The organism is Leptospira ognonensis (assembly GCF_004770745.1).
In the GTDB taxonomy this organism is placed as follows: Bacteria; Spirochaetota; Leptospiria; order Leptospirales; family Leptospiraceae; genus Leptospira_A; species Leptospira_A ognonensis.
The window spans coordinates 43,970-61,865 of the sequence record NZ_RQGD01000014.1 but is presented as its reverse complement, the minus strand read 5'-3'; the positions used below and the strand labels follow the sequence as shown (position 1 = coordinate 61,865).

Annotated in this window: 16 protein-coding genes; 1 reads left to right on the top strand and 15 read right to left on the bottom strand. The window is 42.4% G+C overall.

The window, feature by feature from the left end:
• Positions 1-11 precede the first annotated feature (11 nt).
• Complete coding sequence (locus tag EHQ58_RS04040; RefSeq protein WP_135622271.1) at positions 12-335, top strand: hypothetical protein; 324 nt, start codon at positions 12-14, stop codon at positions 333-335.
• On the opposite strand, the gene EHQ58_RS04035 is transcribed toward EHQ58_RS04040, so the two are convergent.
• The 15 genes from EHQ58_RS04035 to EHQ58_RS03965 form a co-directional block, all read right to left on the bottom strand.
• Positions 332-1,036: a sulfite exporter TauE/SafE family protein gene (locus EHQ58_RS04035; RefSeq protein WP_135622268.1), complete on the bottom strand. Its 705-nt coding sequence runs from the start codon at positions 1,034-1,036 to the stop codon at positions 332-334. The genes EHQ58_RS04040 and EHQ58_RS04035 overlap by 4 nt on opposite strands.
• The gene (ccoS, locus tag EHQ58_RS04030; RefSeq protein ID WP_135622266.1) at positions 1,033-1,206 is read right to left on the bottom strand and encodes a cbb3-type cytochrome oxidase assembly protein CcoS; all 174 of its coding nucleotides are present in this window, start codon (positions 1,204-1,206) and stop codon (positions 1,033-1,035) included. Before ccoS ends, EHQ58_RS04035 begins: the two co-directional genes overlap by 4 nt.
• Entirely contained in the window at positions 1,206-3,656 is a 2,451-nt protein-coding gene (locus tag EHQ58_RS04025; protein WP_135622264.1) for a heavy metal translocating P-type ATPase, read from the bottom strand. The genes ccoS and EHQ58_RS04025 overlap by 1 nt, the downstream gene beginning before the upstream one ends.
• A gap of 3 nt (positions 3,657-3,659) precedes the next feature.
• A complete protein-coding gene (locus EHQ58_RS04020) occupies positions 3,660-4,154 on the bottom strand; it encodes a FixH family protein (RefSeq protein WP_135622261.1) in 495 nt (164 codons plus the stop codon).
• Between the two features lie 2 nt (positions 4,155-4,156).
• The gene (gene ccoG / locus EHQ58_RS04015) at positions 4,157-5,473 is read right to left on the bottom strand and encodes a cytochrome c oxidase accessory protein CcoG (protein WP_135622259.1); all 1,317 of its coding nucleotides are present in this window, start codon (positions 5,471-5,473) and stop codon (positions 4,157-4,159) included.
• Positions 5,474-6,001 (bottom strand): c-type cytochrome, encoded by a 528-nt coding sequence (locus EHQ58_RS04010; protein ID WP_135622257.1) that lies wholly within the window; start codon positions 5,999-6,001, stop codon positions 5,474-5,476. It abuts the gene before it with no gap.
• 3 nt (positions 6,002-6,004) lie between these two features.
• A complete protein-coding gene (locus tag EHQ58_RS04005; RefSeq protein WP_135622255.1) occupies positions 6,005-6,154 on the bottom strand; it encodes a cbb3-type cytochrome c oxidase subunit 3 in 150 nt (49 codons plus the stop codon).
• A 9-nt stretch (positions 6,155-6,163) separates the two neighbouring features.
• Positions 6,164-6,862, bottom strand: coding sequence for a cytochrome-c oxidase, cbb3-type subunit II (gene ccoO, locus EHQ58_RS04000; protein WP_425460468.1), 699 nt, complete (start codon positions 6,860-6,862; stop codon positions 6,164-6,166).
• Entirely contained in the window at positions 6,862-8,289 is a 1,428-nt protein-coding gene (gene ccoN / locus EHQ58_RS03995) for a cytochrome-c oxidase, cbb3-type subunit I (protein WP_135622253.1), read from the bottom strand. Before ccoN ends, ccoO begins: the two co-directional genes overlap by 1 nt.
• Positions 8,290-8,492: 203 nt before the next feature.
• Positions 8,493-9,518 carry an LA_0442/LA_0875 N-terminal domain-containing protein gene (locus EHQ58_RS03990; protein WP_246047118.1) on the bottom strand — a complete coding sequence of 342 codons (1,026 nt, stop codon included), beginning with the start codon at positions 9,516-9,518 and terminating at the stop codon, positions 8,493-8,495.
• A gap of 208 nt (positions 9,519-9,726) precedes the next feature.
• Positions 9,727-11,169 carry a glutamate synthase subunit beta gene (locus tag EHQ58_RS03985; RefSeq protein ID WP_135622251.1) on the bottom strand — a complete coding sequence of 481 codons (1,443 nt, stop codon included), beginning with the start codon at positions 11,167-11,169 and terminating at the stop codon, positions 9,727-9,729.
• Positions 11,162-15,745 (bottom strand): glutamate synthase large subunit, encoded by a 4,584-nt coding sequence (gene gltB, locus EHQ58_RS03980; protein ID WP_135622248.1) that lies wholly within the window; start codon positions 15,743-15,745, stop codon positions 11,162-11,164. The genes EHQ58_RS03985 and gltB overlap by 8 nt, the downstream gene beginning before the upstream one ends.
• Before the next feature lie 226 nt (positions 15,746-15,971).
• A complete protein-coding gene (locus tag EHQ58_RS03975; RefSeq protein WP_135622246.1) occupies positions 15,972-16,502 on the bottom strand; it encodes a shikimate kinase in 531 nt (176 codons plus the stop codon).
• 4 nt (positions 16,503-16,506) lie between these two features.
• Positions 16,507-17,361 (bottom strand): HDOD domain-containing protein, encoded by an 855-nt coding sequence (locus tag EHQ58_RS03970; protein WP_135622244.1) that lies wholly within the window; start codon positions 17,359-17,361, stop codon positions 16,507-16,509.
• A gap of 6 nt (positions 17,362-17,367) precedes the next feature.
• Complete coding sequence (locus EHQ58_RS03965) at positions 17,368-17,871, bottom strand: chemotaxis protein CheD (RefSeq protein ID WP_135622242.1); 504 nt, start codon at positions 17,869-17,871, stop codon at positions 17,368-17,370.
• Positions 17,872-17,896: the final 25 nt, after the last annotated feature.

Here is a 17,896-nt window from a genome sequence, read left to right as displayed (position 1 = left end):
AGTACAGAGAAATGATAAAAAAAATGACAGCATGTGTAATCTACCTCGAAAACCAAAAAGCAAAGTTGATCGGTTTCACCCCGTTCTCTGAATCGGTCTTTAAAGAGATTGAAATCAACAAGACAGATGAAGAAAATTATTTTAATGAGCTGGCAGATTCTATGGAATCTACCACAGAAGTTCTTCTTCTCGGTCCCGATGAAGAAAAGGGGAATTTTCGCAAATGGCTGCTAAAGCATAGGAGAAATTTAGGGAGCAAGCTCGTTGCAGTCATTCCTGCAAAAACAATCTCGACAGAGATTGCAAAAACGTATCGAAAAAAATACCTTCATTAAAAGATAGAACTAGAATCGGTGTGTTCACAATTTTCAGAATGCACCGTGTGTGTTACACGCAAGACTAAAAATAACAAAGAGAATACGATGAGTGCCATACCAGCATAAAATGCATACTTTGGCTCGACTTTCCTTTGCAACCATCTGATCCCCAGGCTAAATCCAAAAAGAGTTGGGAAGGTTCCTAAGAAAAAGCCCAGCATAATGAGTCCACCACTCGAGATCTCCCCACTGGCAAAGGAGACAGCATAGGCCGGATACAGAATGCCGCAGGGAAGGAAGGCACTAAACAATCCGAGAGTCAGACCAAGTGCCCAGTCTAATTTTTTGGATTTCAGATATTGGAAGAGGGGTGAGAGAATTTGATTAAAAGAAGGAAGGAATGTTAATTTCGTTTTTGCGAAAACAAGCCTCAAACCAACTAGACAAAGGAGAGACAAGGAAAGAATGGCAGAAAGACTTTGAATCTGTTTCATCTCTCCAATGGCATTAGCACCTTTCCCAAGCCACCCAAGCATTGCCCCGAGTAAAGCATACGAAAGGAGCCGTCCAATCTGATAAAGGTATAAAGAAGACTTTCCGTTGCTTTGAGCCTGGACTACACAGATGAGTGGGCCACACATGGTGACACAATGTAGAGAGCTAGAAAGACCAAAAATAAAAGTGGTAGTGATTAATGCCCACAACTCTGGTTGGATCATTTGGTATCAGGCTTTTTCTCGGGTTTGGGAAACTCATCTTCGAAAAATATCCGATACTTTGCAGCTTCAATATCATCGAATTGGCCTTTTTTAAAAGCCTTGATAAATACGCCTAAAAAGAATAAGGCGATTGCCATAGCAATCGGAACTGTAACATATAGTGCTTCCATTATTTGATCCTGACTCGAAGTGATAACGAATTGATAAGAACAGTTAGTGAAGAAGCCGCCATAAAGACAGAACAAATTACTGGAAGCATCAGCCCAAAAACGGCAAGTGGTAGCATGATGGAGTTATAACAAAGAGAAATGAAGATATTCTGTAAAATGACTTGTCTCGTTTTTTTTGCGGACATCAGTGAAAATAAAATTCCATTCAGATTTCCCGATGTTAAAACCACATCTGCTTTCTCGAGAGATAAATCCTCCGCTTCCGTATGGGAGATGGACACATTGGCACTTGCGAGCGAAATACTATCGTTAATGCCATCACCAACCATTGCCACTATCTTACCTTTCTTCTGAGCGTTGTTAATATGGTCTTTTTTATCTTCAGGAAGTAAGTTTGAAAAATAAGAGGTGATCCCCAGTCGCGATGCAACTTCTTTAACGGGAGATTCTGCGTCGCCAGAAAGGATGGTGATGTCACTAGTGATTTTCTTAAGTAAAGATATGAAATTGACAGCCTCTGATCTAATTTCATCAGCTAACAAAAAATAACCTAAATATTGGTGATCAATTGCAAGATGCACGATCGACCCATTTTCGGAAGCTTCCTTCATCCGAATGCCTTCCAATTCCAAAAGGGAAACATTACCAATCACAACATGCCTCTCCTCGTGGTCAGAACGGACGGTGCCAATGATGCCTTTTCCTGGAATCGCTTGAAAAGAAGTAATATCGTATTCTCTTCCCTTCGATGAAACTGCGCCATCCTGTTTCAAATAATTTACAATTGATTTTGCAAGGGGGTGATTCACCTGTTTTTCGAGGATATAAATTAATGGAAAATATTCCTGATCAATCGTGCATTCCCTTACCAAAAATTTCCCTTCAGTAAGTGTGCCTGTTTTATCTAAGAAAATTTGATCCACTTTGGCCAGAGGTTCTACCACACTTGGATTTTTGAGAAGGACACCTTTTTCTGCATTTAAAATGTGATTCATCACAAGTGCTGTAGGAACAGAAATACCAAGGGCACAGGGACAGGCAACGATGAGTACTGAAATCGTATAGATCAAGGAGCGTTCGAGATCACCGCTTGTAAACAGCATCCACCCAACAAGGGTTAGTATTGAAATACAAAAAACAATCGTAATAAAATAAGATGCAATCTTTTCGGTAAGGATTTGAATCTTTGGTTTTGTAAGAAGCGCTTCCTCCATACGGAGTTTCAAAGAAGAAAGTGTAGAGGCATGGTAGTCGGTTGTTGCGACAAAGATGACATGGCTATCTAGTGCGAGGGAGCCCGCCAGTAATGAATCCCCCCTTTTTTTCTCTATGGGCTTTGATTCTCCGGTCAAAAATGATTCATCTACCTGAAGAGAGTCTGATTCAATGATACCGTCTACAGGGATACGCATTCCAGGCAAAACCTTAACCCGATCCCCTAATTTTAAGGTATCGCTAGCAACTTCTTTCTCTTCATCGCCTATCATCCGAAGGGTACGTTCGGGAAGACGGCACAAAATGGTTTCGAGTTTTTCTGCAGCATGGAGACGCGATTTTTCTTCAAAATACTTTCCGATCAAAATGAAAAAATAGATCATCGCGACCGAGTCAAAATATACTTCGCCTCTATCTGTTAAAGTTACGTAAACAGAATAAAAGTATGCGAGTGAGATTCCAAAAAATAAAAGAAAGTCCATCGTCAGAGTCTTACGTTTGATGCTTGTGAAGAATCCCTTCATAAAAGGATAGCCAGAGTATAAATAGGCAGGTGTTGCAAAAAACCAAGACGCAAAATGAAAGAGACGTTTTAAATCGGAGTCTATCCCTGAAAAGTAACCACTATAAAGTGCCACACTCAAAACCATCATGTTTCCAAAAGCAAACCCAGCGACTCCAATGCGAAGGAAGAGGCTCGTAAGATTTTTCATATAGATATTGGTGGACTGACCGGGAGCATAGAGAACGGGCTTATAGCCGATTGCCCGAATTGATTGTAAAATTTCAGAAAGTTTTAGCTTGGTACGATCAAAGATCACTTTCGCTCTTCCCGATGCAAAATTGATGTGAGCAAGCGAGATCCCATCCATTTCAGATAAAACTTTTTCATTCAACCAGACACATGCGGAACAGTGAATATTCGTAATTTGAATGAAAACCTCAGAGAGCCCATTCAATTCTCTCACATAACGAGAGTATACAAGGTCATTGTCAACGTTTTGGTCCTCTGAATTTTCAGCGAGGGATACTGGTTCTAATATCTGTGAACCTTTGAGAGAATAATATTTTTCTCCACCAAGAGAACGTATAAGAGAGTAAACCGTTTCACAGCCTTCGCAGCAGAAGTATTTTTCATCACCATCGACTCTCGCCTTGATTTTAACATAGCGAAAGGGGTTCCCACAGTGATCACATGCTGTAATACTTTGAGCTTCTCTTTCCTTAATTTCCATACTTTATCGGACGGAAATCAATCCTTGTTTTTCAAACTTCTTGCCCTCGATTTCCGCTATGGTCCTCGTATTCCAAGAACCAGATCCTGGTATGTTGATGGTTCCAACAAATTTTCCGGAGGGTGCTTTTTCCAGACCGTATGTATATGTGTTTTTCGTCGTCGCGCTTCGTTCGAGGATCAAAGTCACGGCCGTTGCCTCTCCAGGATTCCCTGCTTTTAAAATCGAAACGGTAGCATTTTGTGGTCCTGAGTTTAACAGAATGTCTCCTGCACCTAGCTTCAGTTCAATGCCATAGCCATCAGCGATCAGTGACTTTTGGTCCTTGATTGCCTGCTCGTAATTTAGCCCGATCTCGTAGTAGTTTTTATCTAATACGGGTTCAAAATTTTGATAGGTGAGACGAACCGTGTAGAAAGTCGCGGCCATTAGGGCGACGAAGCAGAGTATGACCACGTACATGACGTTGCGAAGAGAAGGGTGTAGATCTTGGAACATTTTTAATTTCCTGGTAAAGTTAGAGAGAGTACCTTTTCAATTTTCGAATCGGGATCATTTACATTTTTTAATCGGATCATCCCAGGTATATATTTTTCTTTGAGTTCGGATTCTGAGAGACCTTGTGTTTCGAGTACGACCGAAAAACTTCGTATCTCGCCCGAATTAAGAGTGAGTTGTTCTCCTTCGCCAGAACGGATGAGCATTTGTTTATGATGCCGCGTGTCATAGGCTTCCAATACGTAAGTCGCAGGCATAGGTGCAATATTTTGAATTCGTAATGCGACAAACGCTCGCACCTTATTATCCGGTAGAAGAATCGGCGGCATAGATTTGTTTCCTGCGGCGATCATTGACATCGGCACACGAGTGATAAGTTTGTAGGTAGCAGCGGAGACAACGATTGTAAGTAGGATCGCATATATGACAGTTCTTGGACGAACCCACTTAACTTTTGTTTTGGTCTCAATCTGATCGAGTGAAAAATAACCGATGAGAGTTTTTTTATTTTCTTTTGCCATGATGCTCGTGCAAGCATCCACACACTTTCCGCAAGCGACACATCCGACTTGTAAACCATCGCGGATGTCGATGCCAGTGGGACAAACCACCACACACATATTACAAGAAATACAATCACCGATCTTCGACTTCCCGTCTCGTCTCGGCTCGCCACGTTTGTAGTCATACGTAACATTCCACGAGTGTTCGTCCATGAGAATGGTTTGGAATCTAGCATAAGGGCAGGCATATTTACAGAATTGTTCTCTGATAAACCCGATATCAACAAACATTGCTATGGTGAAAAAACCGATGAATAAGGGATATGTTTTCGAAAGGAAAGTTAAATTGGCAAAATCAGCTGCCATAGTATATGGACTTACAAAATAACCAATCCAATGAAAGGAGGCGATGAAAGAAATGATCATCCAGATCGTATAAACTAAATATTTTTTTAAAGCGGGAGCATCTTTTTTTCCGTACTTGGAATCAAGAATAGCCCTTCCAATGCGATCGAATAGGTCTGTATAAATTGTCTGAGGACAGCCCCATCCACACCAAACCCTTCCGATCACGGAAGTAAAAAAGAAAAGAGAAAGTCCCATCGTGAGAAGGAAAAACCACAGGATTAGACCCTCCTGTGGAATGAACAGACCACCAAACAAATGGAACATACGATGAGGAATGTCCAATCGAACCAAAGGAGTCCCTGATGGTAAAACCACCCACGGTGCACCTAGAAATAACATTACGAGAAAACTCATCACAAAATTTCTTCTGGTTCTAACTTTACCTGATTGGGGTCTGGAAATGATCATTTATTTTGCCTTTACCAACGTTTCATTTTTAGTCGCAAGCCAAGCAAGCACGGCATAAACTTTTTCTGCTCCGAGACCGTTCCAAGCTGGCATACCACCTCGGTTCAGTTTTTGACGTTCAGGCCCGATTCCGCCCATCACGTTCTCGAATACTTCTTTGTCTGTATTTCCATGAATCCAGTCTTTGTCCACAAGGCTTGGGCCAACAGCACCTTCACCCGTAGGACCATGACATGCGGCGCAGATTTGCTTATACGTCGCTTCTCCCTCCTTAATCGCTACCGCATCACCGCGATAAGGGTTGGACCCGTCAGCTACAGCAACTAACTTCGTTTTTGCTGGAAATTTTAGTTCATGTTCTTTGACTTCGTTCTCATATGCTACATTTTGAGGCCATTCAGAATACCAGTGAAAATACACTACGTATCCAATGGAAAAAATAATGCTTATGAGCCACACTAACTGCCACCATGTGGGCATGGGATTATCTGCTTGGTATATCCCGTCGACTTCTTTCGGTTCTTTCATAAATTAATCCTCCTCGAGCATTCTTTTTGCAGGACGCTCGATTTCTTCTTTTGTGCGTTTTTTATAAACGTAGTAGGTGATGTAACCGATTGCCAAAACGAGAAAAGGCAATCGTAATCCTTTGTAGATAATCAGTAGATCTTCATCACTCATTACAAATACCTACTTGATGGACTTCTGTAGTTCAGCAGAATCTCTTCCTAGCTTTTGAAGATAGGCGACGAGCGCATCCCCTTCCGTTTTGCCTTTCACGAGATCAGCTGCCTTTGCAAAATCTTCTTCCGTATATGGCACTCCCACTTTACTGAGCGCTTTCATATTAGAAACTATTTGTTCCGCATCAACAAGATTGTCTGCTTCGAATAACCAAGGATATGCTGGCATAATCGAATTTGGAACTCCACCAAGTGTTCTAGGGTTCAAAAGGTGGTTTTTATGCCATTCATCAGATCTTAGCATTTGGGACTCGTGTGCGAGATCAGGACCAGTCCGTTTAGACCCCCAAAGGAATGGATGGTCATAAACATACTCGCCACCTTTTGAGTAACCGTTACGTCCGTATGCTTTTGTTGGATCAAATCTGTCCACTTCCCATTTGAAGGGGCGAACCATCTGCGTATGGCAGCTGATACAACCTTCTTTTTGGTATACGTCGCGCCCTGCTAGCTCTAAAGCTGAGTAAGGTTTTACGGCTTCAATTTTAACGACTGATTTCGTTAAAAAGAAAGGTGGGATCAGTTCAAAGAGACCGCCAATTAACACGGCAATGGTCGCGTATACAGTAAACTTTACGCTTTTATTGTCCCAATGATCAGCAATGTTAGACAACCAATCTAAAAGTTTGTTAAATCCTAACAACATTATCTTGCTCCTATTCGTAGGTCTTGTTCAACGAATCCGCTATCTTTAGCTTGCATCGTCTTGATAAAGTTATAAACCATGATGAGGATACCTGTTAAGTAGAGTGTCCCACCGATAGCTCGGAAAAGTCGGAAAGGTTTTAAAAATTCAACAATTTCGATCCAGTCTTTATAAACTAGTTCTCCATTTTCTCCAACCGCTCTCCACATAGATCCTTCTGTGATTCCTGAAACCCACATAGAGATGATATAGAGTAGGATACCAAGTGTTCCTAACCAGAAGTGAAGATTTGCTAGTTTCTCGCTGTATAAGTTAGAGTTCCAGATACGCGGAACTAAATAGTACAATGCAGCAGCAGACATAAAGCCAACCCAACCCAATGTTCCTGAGTGAACGTGACCAATGATCCAGTCTGTGTTGTGGCCGAGAGCAGAAACGGCACGAATGGATAGCAATGGACCTTCAAATGTTGACATACCGTAGAATGTAACGGCCGCTAGCATCATCTTCAATGTCGCATCTACTTTAATCTTATCCTTAGCCTGTGTCAGTGTTAAGAATCCATTCAACATCCCACCCCAGGAAGGCATCCAAAGCATGATAGAGAAAACCATCCCCGTTGTTTGTAACCACTCCGGTAGTGGAGAATATAACAAATGGTGTGGACCTGCCCAAATATAGATAAAGATCAGTGACCAAAAGTGTATGATCGAAAGTCTATGTGAATAAATCGGCTGGTGTATGTGTTTGGGTAAATAGTAATACATGAGGCCGAGGAAAGGTGTGGTCAAGACGAATGCGACTGCATTGTGTCCATACCACCACTGGATGTTGGCATCAAATACTCCTGAATAAACAGAGTAGGATTTTAGTAAGCCCGCTGGAATCACAATGTTGTTTACAATAAAAAGTAAAGGAACAGTGATAAAAGATGCTAAATAAAACCAGATAGCAACATACATTTGTTCTTCTTTTCGTGTGAAGATCGTCGCCATATAATTTACCAAGAAAATTACATACCATACCACGATGAGCAAATCTAATGGCCATTCTAATTCAGCATACTCTTTAGATTGGCTGTAGCCAAGAGGAAGAGTAATCGCTGCTAAAACGATCGTTAAATTGTATAATACTAAGTGAACTTTTGACATCGTATCATTCCACATTCTGACTCGACAGAGCCTTTGTATGGTATGGTATGCCGTGGCAAAAATGACACTAAGTGCGAAGCCAAAGATGGCTGCGTTTGTGTGTAGGGGGCGAAGTCTTCCGAAACTCGTGAAGGGAAGTTCCAAGTTCAGCTGTGGATATACCAATTGGAACGCGATGATCACACCGAATAACATCGATGCAACGCCCCAAATTAAAGCTGAAATGATAAACCCTTTTACGATAAAATCGTCATATTGAGGTTTTTCTGTAGCCAATGTCTCACTCCTAAAATCTAGCTTGTGCGAGCTGGAAGAGTGTTTCTTTACTCACACATTTACTTTATATCAAAAGGGACGAATCAGAAAAAGGAAAACTAATATTGCGAAGACATCAGAAAGGTTGATAATTGTCATACAAGGATCCTAAATGAATATTAGAATCATTAAAATCAGCGGGCTATCTTTGAGATTTGTTTCTCTTAGAATTGCAGTTCGTAACCAAAGTTAGTTTTGGGTTCATACCTTCTTTCTAAAACCGAAGAATAAGGTACAGCGTCCAGCTGTCCCATTGTCGTACGCATGAAAAATCTATCTTTACTGTCAGGTGCCGTATCTTCGTCACTTCCCGCATCAGCGACATTCGCTTTGGGGTGAAAAAGGAATGCATCCAAAACGTTCCAAAGATAGACGGCAGCGGTGATCCCGCCAACGTACTGCAAGTTGCGGTAATGTTTTTCCACGGATTCTCTTTGTCCTTTGAAAGGGGACACTTCATTCGCCGCATAGGCAGAGATAGGATCTACGGGGGTTGTCGAAACGACGGGCCCCGCACCGAGTAGCGCGCGAATATAGCCCGTTTGTGTGTAGGGATTGTCTATGTTATTATAATCTCGTTTTGCATTTAAAAAGTAGCGATTTTGTTCATAAGTAAGAAAGAGTCCCACAGCTATGAGAGAAGGGTATAAATAAGCCTGTAGCTTTCTTCCTTGGCGGTACTGCCCCCAACCTGGAAGAACGGCCGATCTCCAAGTGGCACCACCACGAGTGAGGTCCTTACGTTTCTCAGCAGCGAGACGTTCGTCTTCCTCTGCTTGTTTCTTTTTGGCAGCTTCTTCTTTCGACTTATTGGCATTTGCCTCTTTGTCTGCTTTTTCTTTTTCTGCTAATTCTTTTTTGAGACGCTCGGCTTCTTCTTTCTCTTTCTTAATTCTCTCTTTTTCCGCTGCCGCAAGCGCTTTTGCTTCTTCCGCTTTTCTTAGTTTATCTTCTTCGTCTGCTGTGATGTGTTCTTTATAGACAACTTTTAAAATATCAGCCTTAGAAATGACGGAGGTGCTTCCATCTTCTTTTTGGACTTTTAACTTATTTTGGTCTTGTTCGATGATTTTACCTTTGATGGTTCCGCCACGCTTCAAAAGAATATTCTCTGCAGACAAGGAAAAATAAATAAAAAATATACAGAAAGGGATCGTGATGTTCAGATTGAGTTTAGATATGGATTTCAAAGGTGCACTCTTTTGCTGCAATATTACTTAACCATTCTAGTCGTCATTTTGACAACAATTAGGCTACTATTTCCTATCATGGTTCTCTTTTACAAGCAATGCAAGAATATTTTTAACCCTAAAAGGGGGGAAGTTCTGCCAGCAGGCAAAACCCTCCCTTGTTACGAGGTCGTCTGTTCCAAATGCAGTCCGAATTCAAAGTAAGATTCTAGGCATCTACTTCCTGAGTTAAAAAGTGGTGCACTTGTTCAGCACACTTTCTCCCTTCGGAAATCGCCCATACTATTAAGGATTGTCCCCGGCGGACATCGCCACAAGCGTACACTTTAGGCAGACTTGTAGCGAAAGAGCCAGGTTTTGTTCCAAAGTCAGCTTTGACATTTCCTCTTGCATCTAGATCCAGTCCTTGGCTCTGGAGGTCTTGCAATAACCCTTCTTTTACCGGATTTACAAAGCCCATCGCAAGCAACACTAAGTCTGCCGGCCATTCAAATTCCGTTCCTGGAACTGGATTAAATTTTCCGTTCTCCTCTTTTACCTCTTGCCCGTAAATAGATGTGACTTCTCCCTTATCATTTCCTTTGAAACCGAGAGTAGAGATGGCCCATTTTCGATTCACACCTTCTTCATGTGAGGTGGAAGTTCTAAACATTTTAGGATATAAAGGCCAAGGAGTGGAAGGATCTCTTTCCTTGGGTGGTTCTGGGAATAGTTCAATTTGAGTAATGGATTTTGCACCATGACGGTTGGAAGTTCCGACACAATCCGAACCGGTATCACCACCACCAATCACGATGACATTTTTGCCCTTAGCGTTTAGAATTTCGATTTGGTCACCCGCAACACTCTTATTGTTTTTAGAAAGAAACTCCATAGCAAAATGGACACCCTTTAGTTCTCTTCCTGGTAGAGGGAGGTCTCTTGGGATTTCAGAGCCGCAAGCGAGAACAATGGCATCAAAGTCAGCTTGCAGTTGTTTTGTTGTAATATCTATACCAACGTTTACGTTTGTTTTGAATATGACACCTTCGGCTTCCATTTGTTTCACACGCTTGTCGATATGCCATTTTTCCATTTTGAAATCTGGGATGCCGTAACGAAGAAGTCCGCCTATTCGGTCGTTTTTTTCAAATAGAGTTACAGAGTGTCCGGCACGCGCGAGTTGTTGGCTTGCCGCGAGCCCTGCTGGCCCAGAACCAATGACAGCAACTTTCTTATCTGACTTATGACTTGGTGGTTGCGGGATCACCCATCCTTCTTCCCAAGCTCTGTCAACAATGGTTCGTTCGATGGACTTGATCGAAACAGGTGGCTCGATAATACCCAAAGTGCAAGCAGATTCACAGGGAGCAGGGCAGAGCCGTCCCGTAAATTCTGGGAAATTATTTGTTTTAGAGAGGTTATCCCAAGCTTCTTTCCAGCGTCCACGATACACAAAATCATTGAACTCAGGGATTAGGTTATCAACGGGGCAGCCTGTTTCGCCATGGCAAAAAGGTATGCCACAGTCCATACAACGCGCGCCTTGTGCTTTCGCTGTCTCCTCTGGGAAAGGTTTTTCAAATTCTTTATAATTTTTTAACCTTTCGCCTGGGGCGATTTTTTGAAGGTATTCTTTTTTAAATTCTAAAAATCCTGTTGGCTTACCCACGTGCGACTGCTCCTTCTTTTTTTCCTTTCTCCGAACCGTTCTTTGCTTCTTCAGCCAATTTCTGAAGTGCCTTCTTGTAATCTTTTGGTATCACTTTCAAAATGTTCGCAACTTCCTTATCCCAAGCATTGAGAATTTGAGAAGCACGTTCTGAACCTGTATATTTTTTCTGATTCTCGATGAGAGTTTTCACTTCGGAAATCTCTTTTGTATCCGTAAGTGATTCTAAATCGACCATCTCTTTATTGATGTATGACTCTGCATCACTTTTAGGATTCCATATATAAGCAATGCCTCCAGACATACCGGCGGCAAAGTTTCGTCCAATCTCACCAAGAACAATCACACGACCGCCTGTCATATATTCACAACCGTGATCTCCTGTTCCTTCTACGACAACAGAAGCACCAGAGTTTCGGACGCAAAATCTTTCACCTGCGAGCCCATTGACATAAGCATGCCCGTTTGTCGCACCAATGAAACAAGTGTTACCGATGATGATGTTTTCCTCAGCCTTATAGGGAGCTGTTTTCGGTGTTTGAAAAATCAGCTTACCTCCGCACAAACCTTTACCTACATAGTCATTGCCTTCACCAATGAGTGTAAACGTCATGCCATTGGTCACAAATGCTCCAAACGATTGTCCTGCGGTTCCCGTGAATTCGATCTTGATCGTGTCTTCTGGTAGACCATTAATTCCATGCACCTTTGTGACTTCATGAGAAAGCATCGTACCTACGGAGCGATTGAGGTTTACAATCGTTGTTTTGATTTCCACTGGTTGGTTATGATCAATGGCTGCCCGAGATTTTCGGATCAACTCATTATCAATTTGTTCATCTAAGTGATGGTTTTGTTCCTTAGTCCGGAAGAGTCCTGTAGGGAAAACAGGTGTCGGTCTATGGAGTACTTTTGTAAAATCAAGCCCTCTCGCCTTCCAATGGTGGTGTGGTCTTTTGAATTTTATTTTTTGGACTTGGCCAATCATTTCTTCAAAAGTTCTGAATCCTAGTTTTGCCATGATTTCTCTGACTTCTTCTGCAACAAAAGTCATGAAGTTTTCTACATACTCAGGCTTACCTGTAAATTTACTTCTTAAGAATTCATCTTGCGTGGCGACTCCGACAGGACAAGTGTTCAAGTGGCATTTTCTCATCATGATGCAACCAACAGCGACAAGTGCCGAGGTAGAAAAACCAAATTCTTCTGCACCAAGTAACGCACCGACTACGACATCCTTACCAGTTAAAAGTTTCCCGTCGACTGCTAGATAGACACGGTCCCTGAGACCATTGGCAACGAGTGTTTGGTGGGTTTCAGATAGGCCAAGTTCCCAAGGCGTACCAGCATGATGGATAGAGGAGATGGGACTTGCACCTGTCCCACCCTCATGCCCTGCAATTAGGATATGATCTGCATGTGCCTTTGCAACACCGGCAGCAACCGTTCCCACACCAGATTCAGAAACTAATTTGACGGAAACACGCGCACGCGGGTTTGAATTTTTTAAATCAAAGATCAACTGTTTTAGATCTTCGATAGAATAAATATCGTGGTGCGGAGGAGGGGAGATCAAGGTCACACCGGGTGTTGAGTATCTCAATCTACCAATGTAGTTATCAACTTTATGCCCTGGCAATTGACCACCTTCTCCAGGTTTTGCGCCTTGTGCCATTTTGATTTGAAGGTCATCGGCATTGGTAAGGTATTCCATGGTCACACCAAATCTAGCGGATGCGACTTGTTTGATGGCCGATCTCATCGAATCGCCATTTGGTAAAGTCTTAAAACGAATCGGGTCTTCGCCACCCTCGCCTGTATTTGATTTGGCACCGAGTCGATTCATGGCGATCGCAAGGGTGGTATGTGCTTCCCAAGAAATGGATCCATGACTCATCGCACCTGTCTGGAAACGTTTCAAAATGGCACTGACAGACTCTACCTCATCGAGAGGGATTTCTTTTGAGCCTTCAAAATCTAAGTTGAACAAGCTGCGAAGTGTAATCGCCTTATCGTGCTGATTGTCAATGAGAGAGGAAAACTCTTTAAAGATTTTATAATCTCCCGTTTGCGTTGCACGTTGCAATTTATGAACGGTCGTTGGCGTATAAAGATGCGTATCTCCATTTTTGCGGAAGTAGTGAACTCCACCTGGTTCCAAGTTATTTGGAAAAAAAGTTGGGTCATACGCGGTTGTATGTCGTCTCACCGTTTCTTCTTCAAGCATCTCGAGAGATAGACCTTCGATTTTCGACTGCGTCCCGGCAAAATATGTATTGACGAGTTCAGAGTCGAGCCCTACGGCTTCAAAAATCTGCGCGCCACAATACGACTGCAAGGTGGAGATGCCCATTTTTGAAAAAACTTTGAACAGGCCCTTGCCGATGGACTTGATATAGCTTTTTTTTGCATCTTTGTAGTCCTTTACTTCAGGAAGTAATCCCTGTTGTGCAAGATCGGCTAAGGACTCGAAAGCTAGATATGGGTTAATGGCATTTGCGCCGTAGCCACATAACAGAGCAAAGTGAGCAACTTCCCTCGGTTCCCCAGATTCGAGTACAATACCAGCTTTAGTTCGTAAACCTTCTCGGATTAGAAAGTGATGCAATCCCGAAACAGCGAGAAGGGAAGGAATGGCTGCGCGTTTTTCATTTACCCCGTGGTCGGTGAGTATGATTAAGTTAACATTTTTTTCCCGAATGGCTTTTGCTGCTTCCTGACATACTTTGTCCAAGGAATTTCGCATATCATGCTTTTTCTTTGGGTCAAAAAGGATTTCGAATGTTTTAGCTTTGAAATGACCTTCACTGATCTGTTTGATCTTTTCAAAATCTTCGTTTGTTAGGATCGGATGTTCCAATTCCAGCCTATGAGCATGTTCTGGCTGTTCGTCGAGAAGATTCCCTTCTGGACCGATATAGGTCGTAAGCTCCATCACCAATTCTTCCCGAATGGGGTCGATTGGCGGATTCGTAACTTGTGCAAAATTTTGTTTGAAATAGCGGAAGAGTGGTTGCGGTTTTTCGCTGAGCACAGCTAACGCCGAGTCAACTCCCATGGAACCAGTTGGTTCCTCTCCATTTACGCCCATCGGTTTTATAATCGTGAAAACATCTTCATGGGTGTATCCAAAAGCTCTTTGGCGTTCTAAAATGGTTTCGTGTTGCGGTTGTTTTACGAAATCGGGGTCCGGGAGCTGCCCCAAACGAATCATTTTCTCTTCGACCCATTTGCGATACGGCTTTTGAGTGGAAATTTGTTTTTTGATTTCTTCATCATCGAGGATCTGCCCTTTCTCCATATCGATCAGTAGCATCCTACCTGGTCTTAGGCGGTCTTGTTTGAGAATTTGGTCTGGAGGGAGGTTCAGCACGCCCGCCTCAGAGCTCATGATGATTTCATCCGATTTGGTGATGATAAAACGTGCAGGTCTCAGCCCATTTCTATCTAAAGTGGCTCCAATGATTCTTCCATCTGTGAATGCGATGGCTGCTGGTCCATCCCACGGTTCCATAATCGTCGCATGATACTCATAAAATGCTCTTCGGTCCGCATCCATACTCTTGTTTTTTGACCATGCCTCAGGTATCATCATCATTACGGCATGTGGCAAGCTTCGTCCGCCCATGACAAGTAACTCAAGAACAGTATCAAAGGTAGCCGTATCAGATTGCCCTTCCATCACGATTGGCAACATTCGTTTTAGTTCTTCACCATATAACGGAGATTCCATGACCATCTGGCGAGCTGCCATCCAGTTCATGTTTCCACGTAGGGTGTTAATTTCACCATTATGTGCAATCTGACGGTAGGGGTGGGCAAGATCCCAAGTTGGAAAGGTATTTGTCGAAAATCTAGTGTGAGTTAGACAGAATGCTGATGTTAGATCAGGAGATTTTAGATCTTCGTAAAATTTACGTACCTGGTCTCCAAGTAACATGCCTTTGTAAACAATCGTTCTAGAAGAGAAGCTAGGTACATAGTATTGAGATCTATCTAATTTATATTCGCTTCGAATTCTTCTATCGATGAGTCTACGAATGAGAAATAGTTTTCTTTCAAATTCATCCGAAGTTTTTATCTTCTTTGATTTTTTACCTATGAATACTTGTCTGAAGACAGGCATTGTTTTTGAAGCTACAACCCCCGCATACTCTTTGTTTGTTGGTATTTCACGGAATCCAAGAAAATCCTCTCCCTCGTCAACGATGATTTTTTCGATCACATTTTCGATGGCTTCTCTTGTTTCTTTGTTTTGAGGTAAAAATAATACTCCGACGGCGTAATCACCTTCCTTCGGCAGGGTAAAAGGCAAAACCTTTCGAAAAAAAGCGTCCGGCAGATTGATCATGATTCCCGCACCATCGCCAGTCTTCGGATCTGCTCCCTCGGCGCCACGGTGCTCTAGGTTGCACATAAGTTTGATCCCTTTGTCCACGATGTCGCGAGAACGGACGCCCTTATAATTTGCTATGAATCCTACTCCGCAAGAGTCTTTATCCTCTGCAGGGTCGTACATACCTTGCGCTTGAGGTCCGAGCGGGGGGAGGGTGAGTGGATTTCTTTCTTTGTGCATGACTATCCTATCCTAAAGCAAGTAATGTACCTTGTCCCGGAAAAAGCGTCTCGTGTCGAATCCTTTTAAAATCAGCAGATTGTGGTAGATTTAGGCATTCCGAAAAATACAGAAAAGTACGTTCTTATGGCAAATAGCGCAAAACAAGGTCAATATGCTATTATTATGGGCAGAAGAAGGTGTTCAGACAGAAAGCAAAATGAGAGAGGAATTGGCAGAAAGCGCATTACCTCCCTTTGAGCCAGAAAAGGATCTTTTCTGTAATTTCCTCTTTTCGAAGTCCTGTTGTATCGATTTTAAAGTGGGCCGACCTTTGGTACTGCGGCAGTCTCCTTGTTAGGATTTCCGAATATTCTTTTGTTTTCGAAAGATCAGGACGAGTCTTGTCTCCCTCAACTTTTGCGATAAGTTCCTCTATATCCTTTTCGAGTAAAATGATCCTACCAATTTTTCTTAGAAGAGCGAGTTTGCGTTCACTCAAAATCTCATTGCCATCGTCGTCTAAGTCGAAGAGGATCCCTCCACCACAATCGAGTACAATTCCTTCGGCATTTTCAAGTTTTTTTAAAACAGAATATTCTAATTCTCTAAACTTTTTCCAACCGTTTTTTTCAACGTACTTTGGTATGCTGACCCCTCCATTTTCATAGACGATGACAGAATCAGTGGAGACGCTTGGAAGTCCCGTTGCTTTAGAGAGAGCGCGTGATAATTTTGATTTACCAACTCCTCTTGGACCGATAAGCACAATATTCATAAGCTTAAATGTTTAAGAGATCAGCAAGGCCCGCTTGTAAGTCAGGGATGTGCAGAAAATATGTTTCTATATCAGCCTCAGTGACACCTGTCTGAGTGAGTGCAAATGGAGATATGGGAACAGATTCTCCCCCGATATCAATGCCTATTCCGGAAACAACGATGAGAATGCTTGCGATATGCACAACACTTGTTAGCAAAGGATTCACAGTGGAGAGATCTGGATTGAGATAATGAGCAACAACATCAACAAGTTCAGGTGGAAAATTCCATCTTGTGAGAAGGATTTCTGAGATTTCCATATGTGTGTAGCCAAAGTATTTTTTCTCAAGCAGAGGGAAGGGGTCTTTGTTTTCTTTCAATTCATTTCTTAATTGGAAAATCACTGGTTGAAAGAATTGTGCGAGGACGATTTTCCCCACATTGCATAATAATCCTGAAGTAAATGCCAAGTCTTTATCGATCTTAAGTTTTTTATGAGTGACGATCCGACTCGACATCTCCGCGACGAGAAGTGAGGAAGTCCAGAGTTGTGCGGCTTCCAATTGGTAGCTTCCCAGATCTTGTGAGAGGATCCCCTTTGCCGCAGTCACGAGAACAATTTCTTTGACAGTTTTGGTCCCAAGAGTCATCAATGCTTCTTGAATCGTGCGAATTGGTTTAGAGGCACGGTAATAAGCAGAATTGGAAAGTTTGATCACACTCGCCGTGATCGCTGGGTCCTTAGAAATTTCTGTTGCTAAGTCGGCAATGTTCACATCCGGTTTCTGAAGCTTTTCCAAAACCTTCGACACAACAGAGGAAATGGACGGAAGTTTATTAACATCTTTTAGAATTTGATCAACTTTTTCCTTTTCCATGGTCGACTAACGCACCTTATAGAGGTATTTTTCCATACCTGCTTTCTTAAGTAAGACTCTACCATCATCACAATATAAACTGATTGTCCGCCCTTCGTTACCTGCAATGTCTTCGACGATGATCGGGATTTTATGGGTTTCCATGAACTTTCTGACGATCAGAATGTTCTGTTCTCCAATGTTTTGTAAAAAATTTGAATTGATACCCTTAAACATGGACGCTCCACCGAACATCCGGCAATAAAATTTCCCAACAGGAGACCCCGCATCTGTCATCATCTTGACCAGTTCGGGAAGAGCCGTCTCACCATATTTATGCGGAAATTTAAGGTTGTCTTTCCCTGTCGGATCCTTTGCTAGCATGATGTGCGAAAGACCTCCGATTTTTTGATCAGGATCGTAAAGAACGATGCCTATACAAGACCCAAGAGTGGTTCTGAGCACCACATCCCCTTGGCCGACCTTTATATCGGCAATTCCAACATTAATGATTTTAGATTTAATCGACATTCTACTCGTTTTTTAGAGAATGGAA

What these genes read in the sequence shown, in the direction of transcription:
- EHQ58_RS04040 (WP_135622271.1), top strand. Translation starts at nt 12, where the DNA reads ATGATAAAAAAAATGACAGCATGTGTAATCTACCTCGAAAACCAAAAA.
- EHQ58_RS04035 (WP_135622268.1), bottom strand. Translation starts at nt 1,036, where the DNA reads ATGATCCAACCAGAGTTGTGGGCATTAATCACTACCACTTTTATTTTT.
- ccoS (WP_135622266.1), bottom strand. Translation starts at nt 1,206, where the DNA reads ATGGAAGCACTATATGTTACAGTTCCGATTGCTATGGCAATCGCCTTA.
- EHQ58_RS04025 (WP_135622264.1), bottom strand. Translation starts at nt 3,656, where the DNA reads ATGGAAATTAAGGAAAGAGAAGCTCAAAGTATTACAGCATGTGATCAC.
- EHQ58_RS04020 (WP_135622261.1), bottom strand. Translation starts at nt 4,154, where the DNA reads ATGTTCCAAGATCTACACCCTTCTCTTCGCAACGTCATGTACGTGGTC.
- ccoG (WP_135622259.1), bottom strand. Translation starts at nt 5,473, where the DNA reads ATGATCATTTCCAGACCCCAATCAGGTAAAGTTAGAACCAGAAGAAAT.
- EHQ58_RS04010 (WP_135622257.1), bottom strand. Translation starts at nt 6,001, where the DNA reads ATGAAAGAACCGAAAGAAGTCGACGGGATATACCAAGCAGATAATCCC.
- EHQ58_RS04005 (WP_135622255.1), bottom strand. Translation starts at nt 6,154, where the DNA reads ATGAGTGATGAAGATCTACTGATTATCTACAAAGGATTACGATTGCCT.
- ccoO (WP_425460468.1), bottom strand. Translation starts at nt 6,862, where the DNA reads ATGTTGTTAGGATTTAACAAACTTTTAGATTGGTTGTCTAACATTGCT.
- gltB (WP_135622248.1), bottom strand. Translation starts at nt 15,745, where the DNA reads ATGCACAAAGAAAGAAATCCACTCACCCTCCCCCCGCTCGGACCTCAA.
- EHQ58_RS03975 (WP_135622246.1), bottom strand. Translation starts at nt 16,502, where the DNA reads ATGAATATTGTGCTTATCGGTCCAAGAGGAGTTGGTAAATCAAAATTA.
- EHQ58_RS03970 (WP_135622244.1), bottom strand. Translation starts at nt 17,361, where the DNA reads ATGGAAAAGGAAAAAGTTGATCAAATTCTAAAAGATGTTAATAAACTT.
- EHQ58_RS03965 (WP_135622242.1), bottom strand. Translation starts at nt 17,871, where the DNA reads ATGTCGATTAAATCTAAAATCATTAATGTTGGAATTGCCGATATAAAG.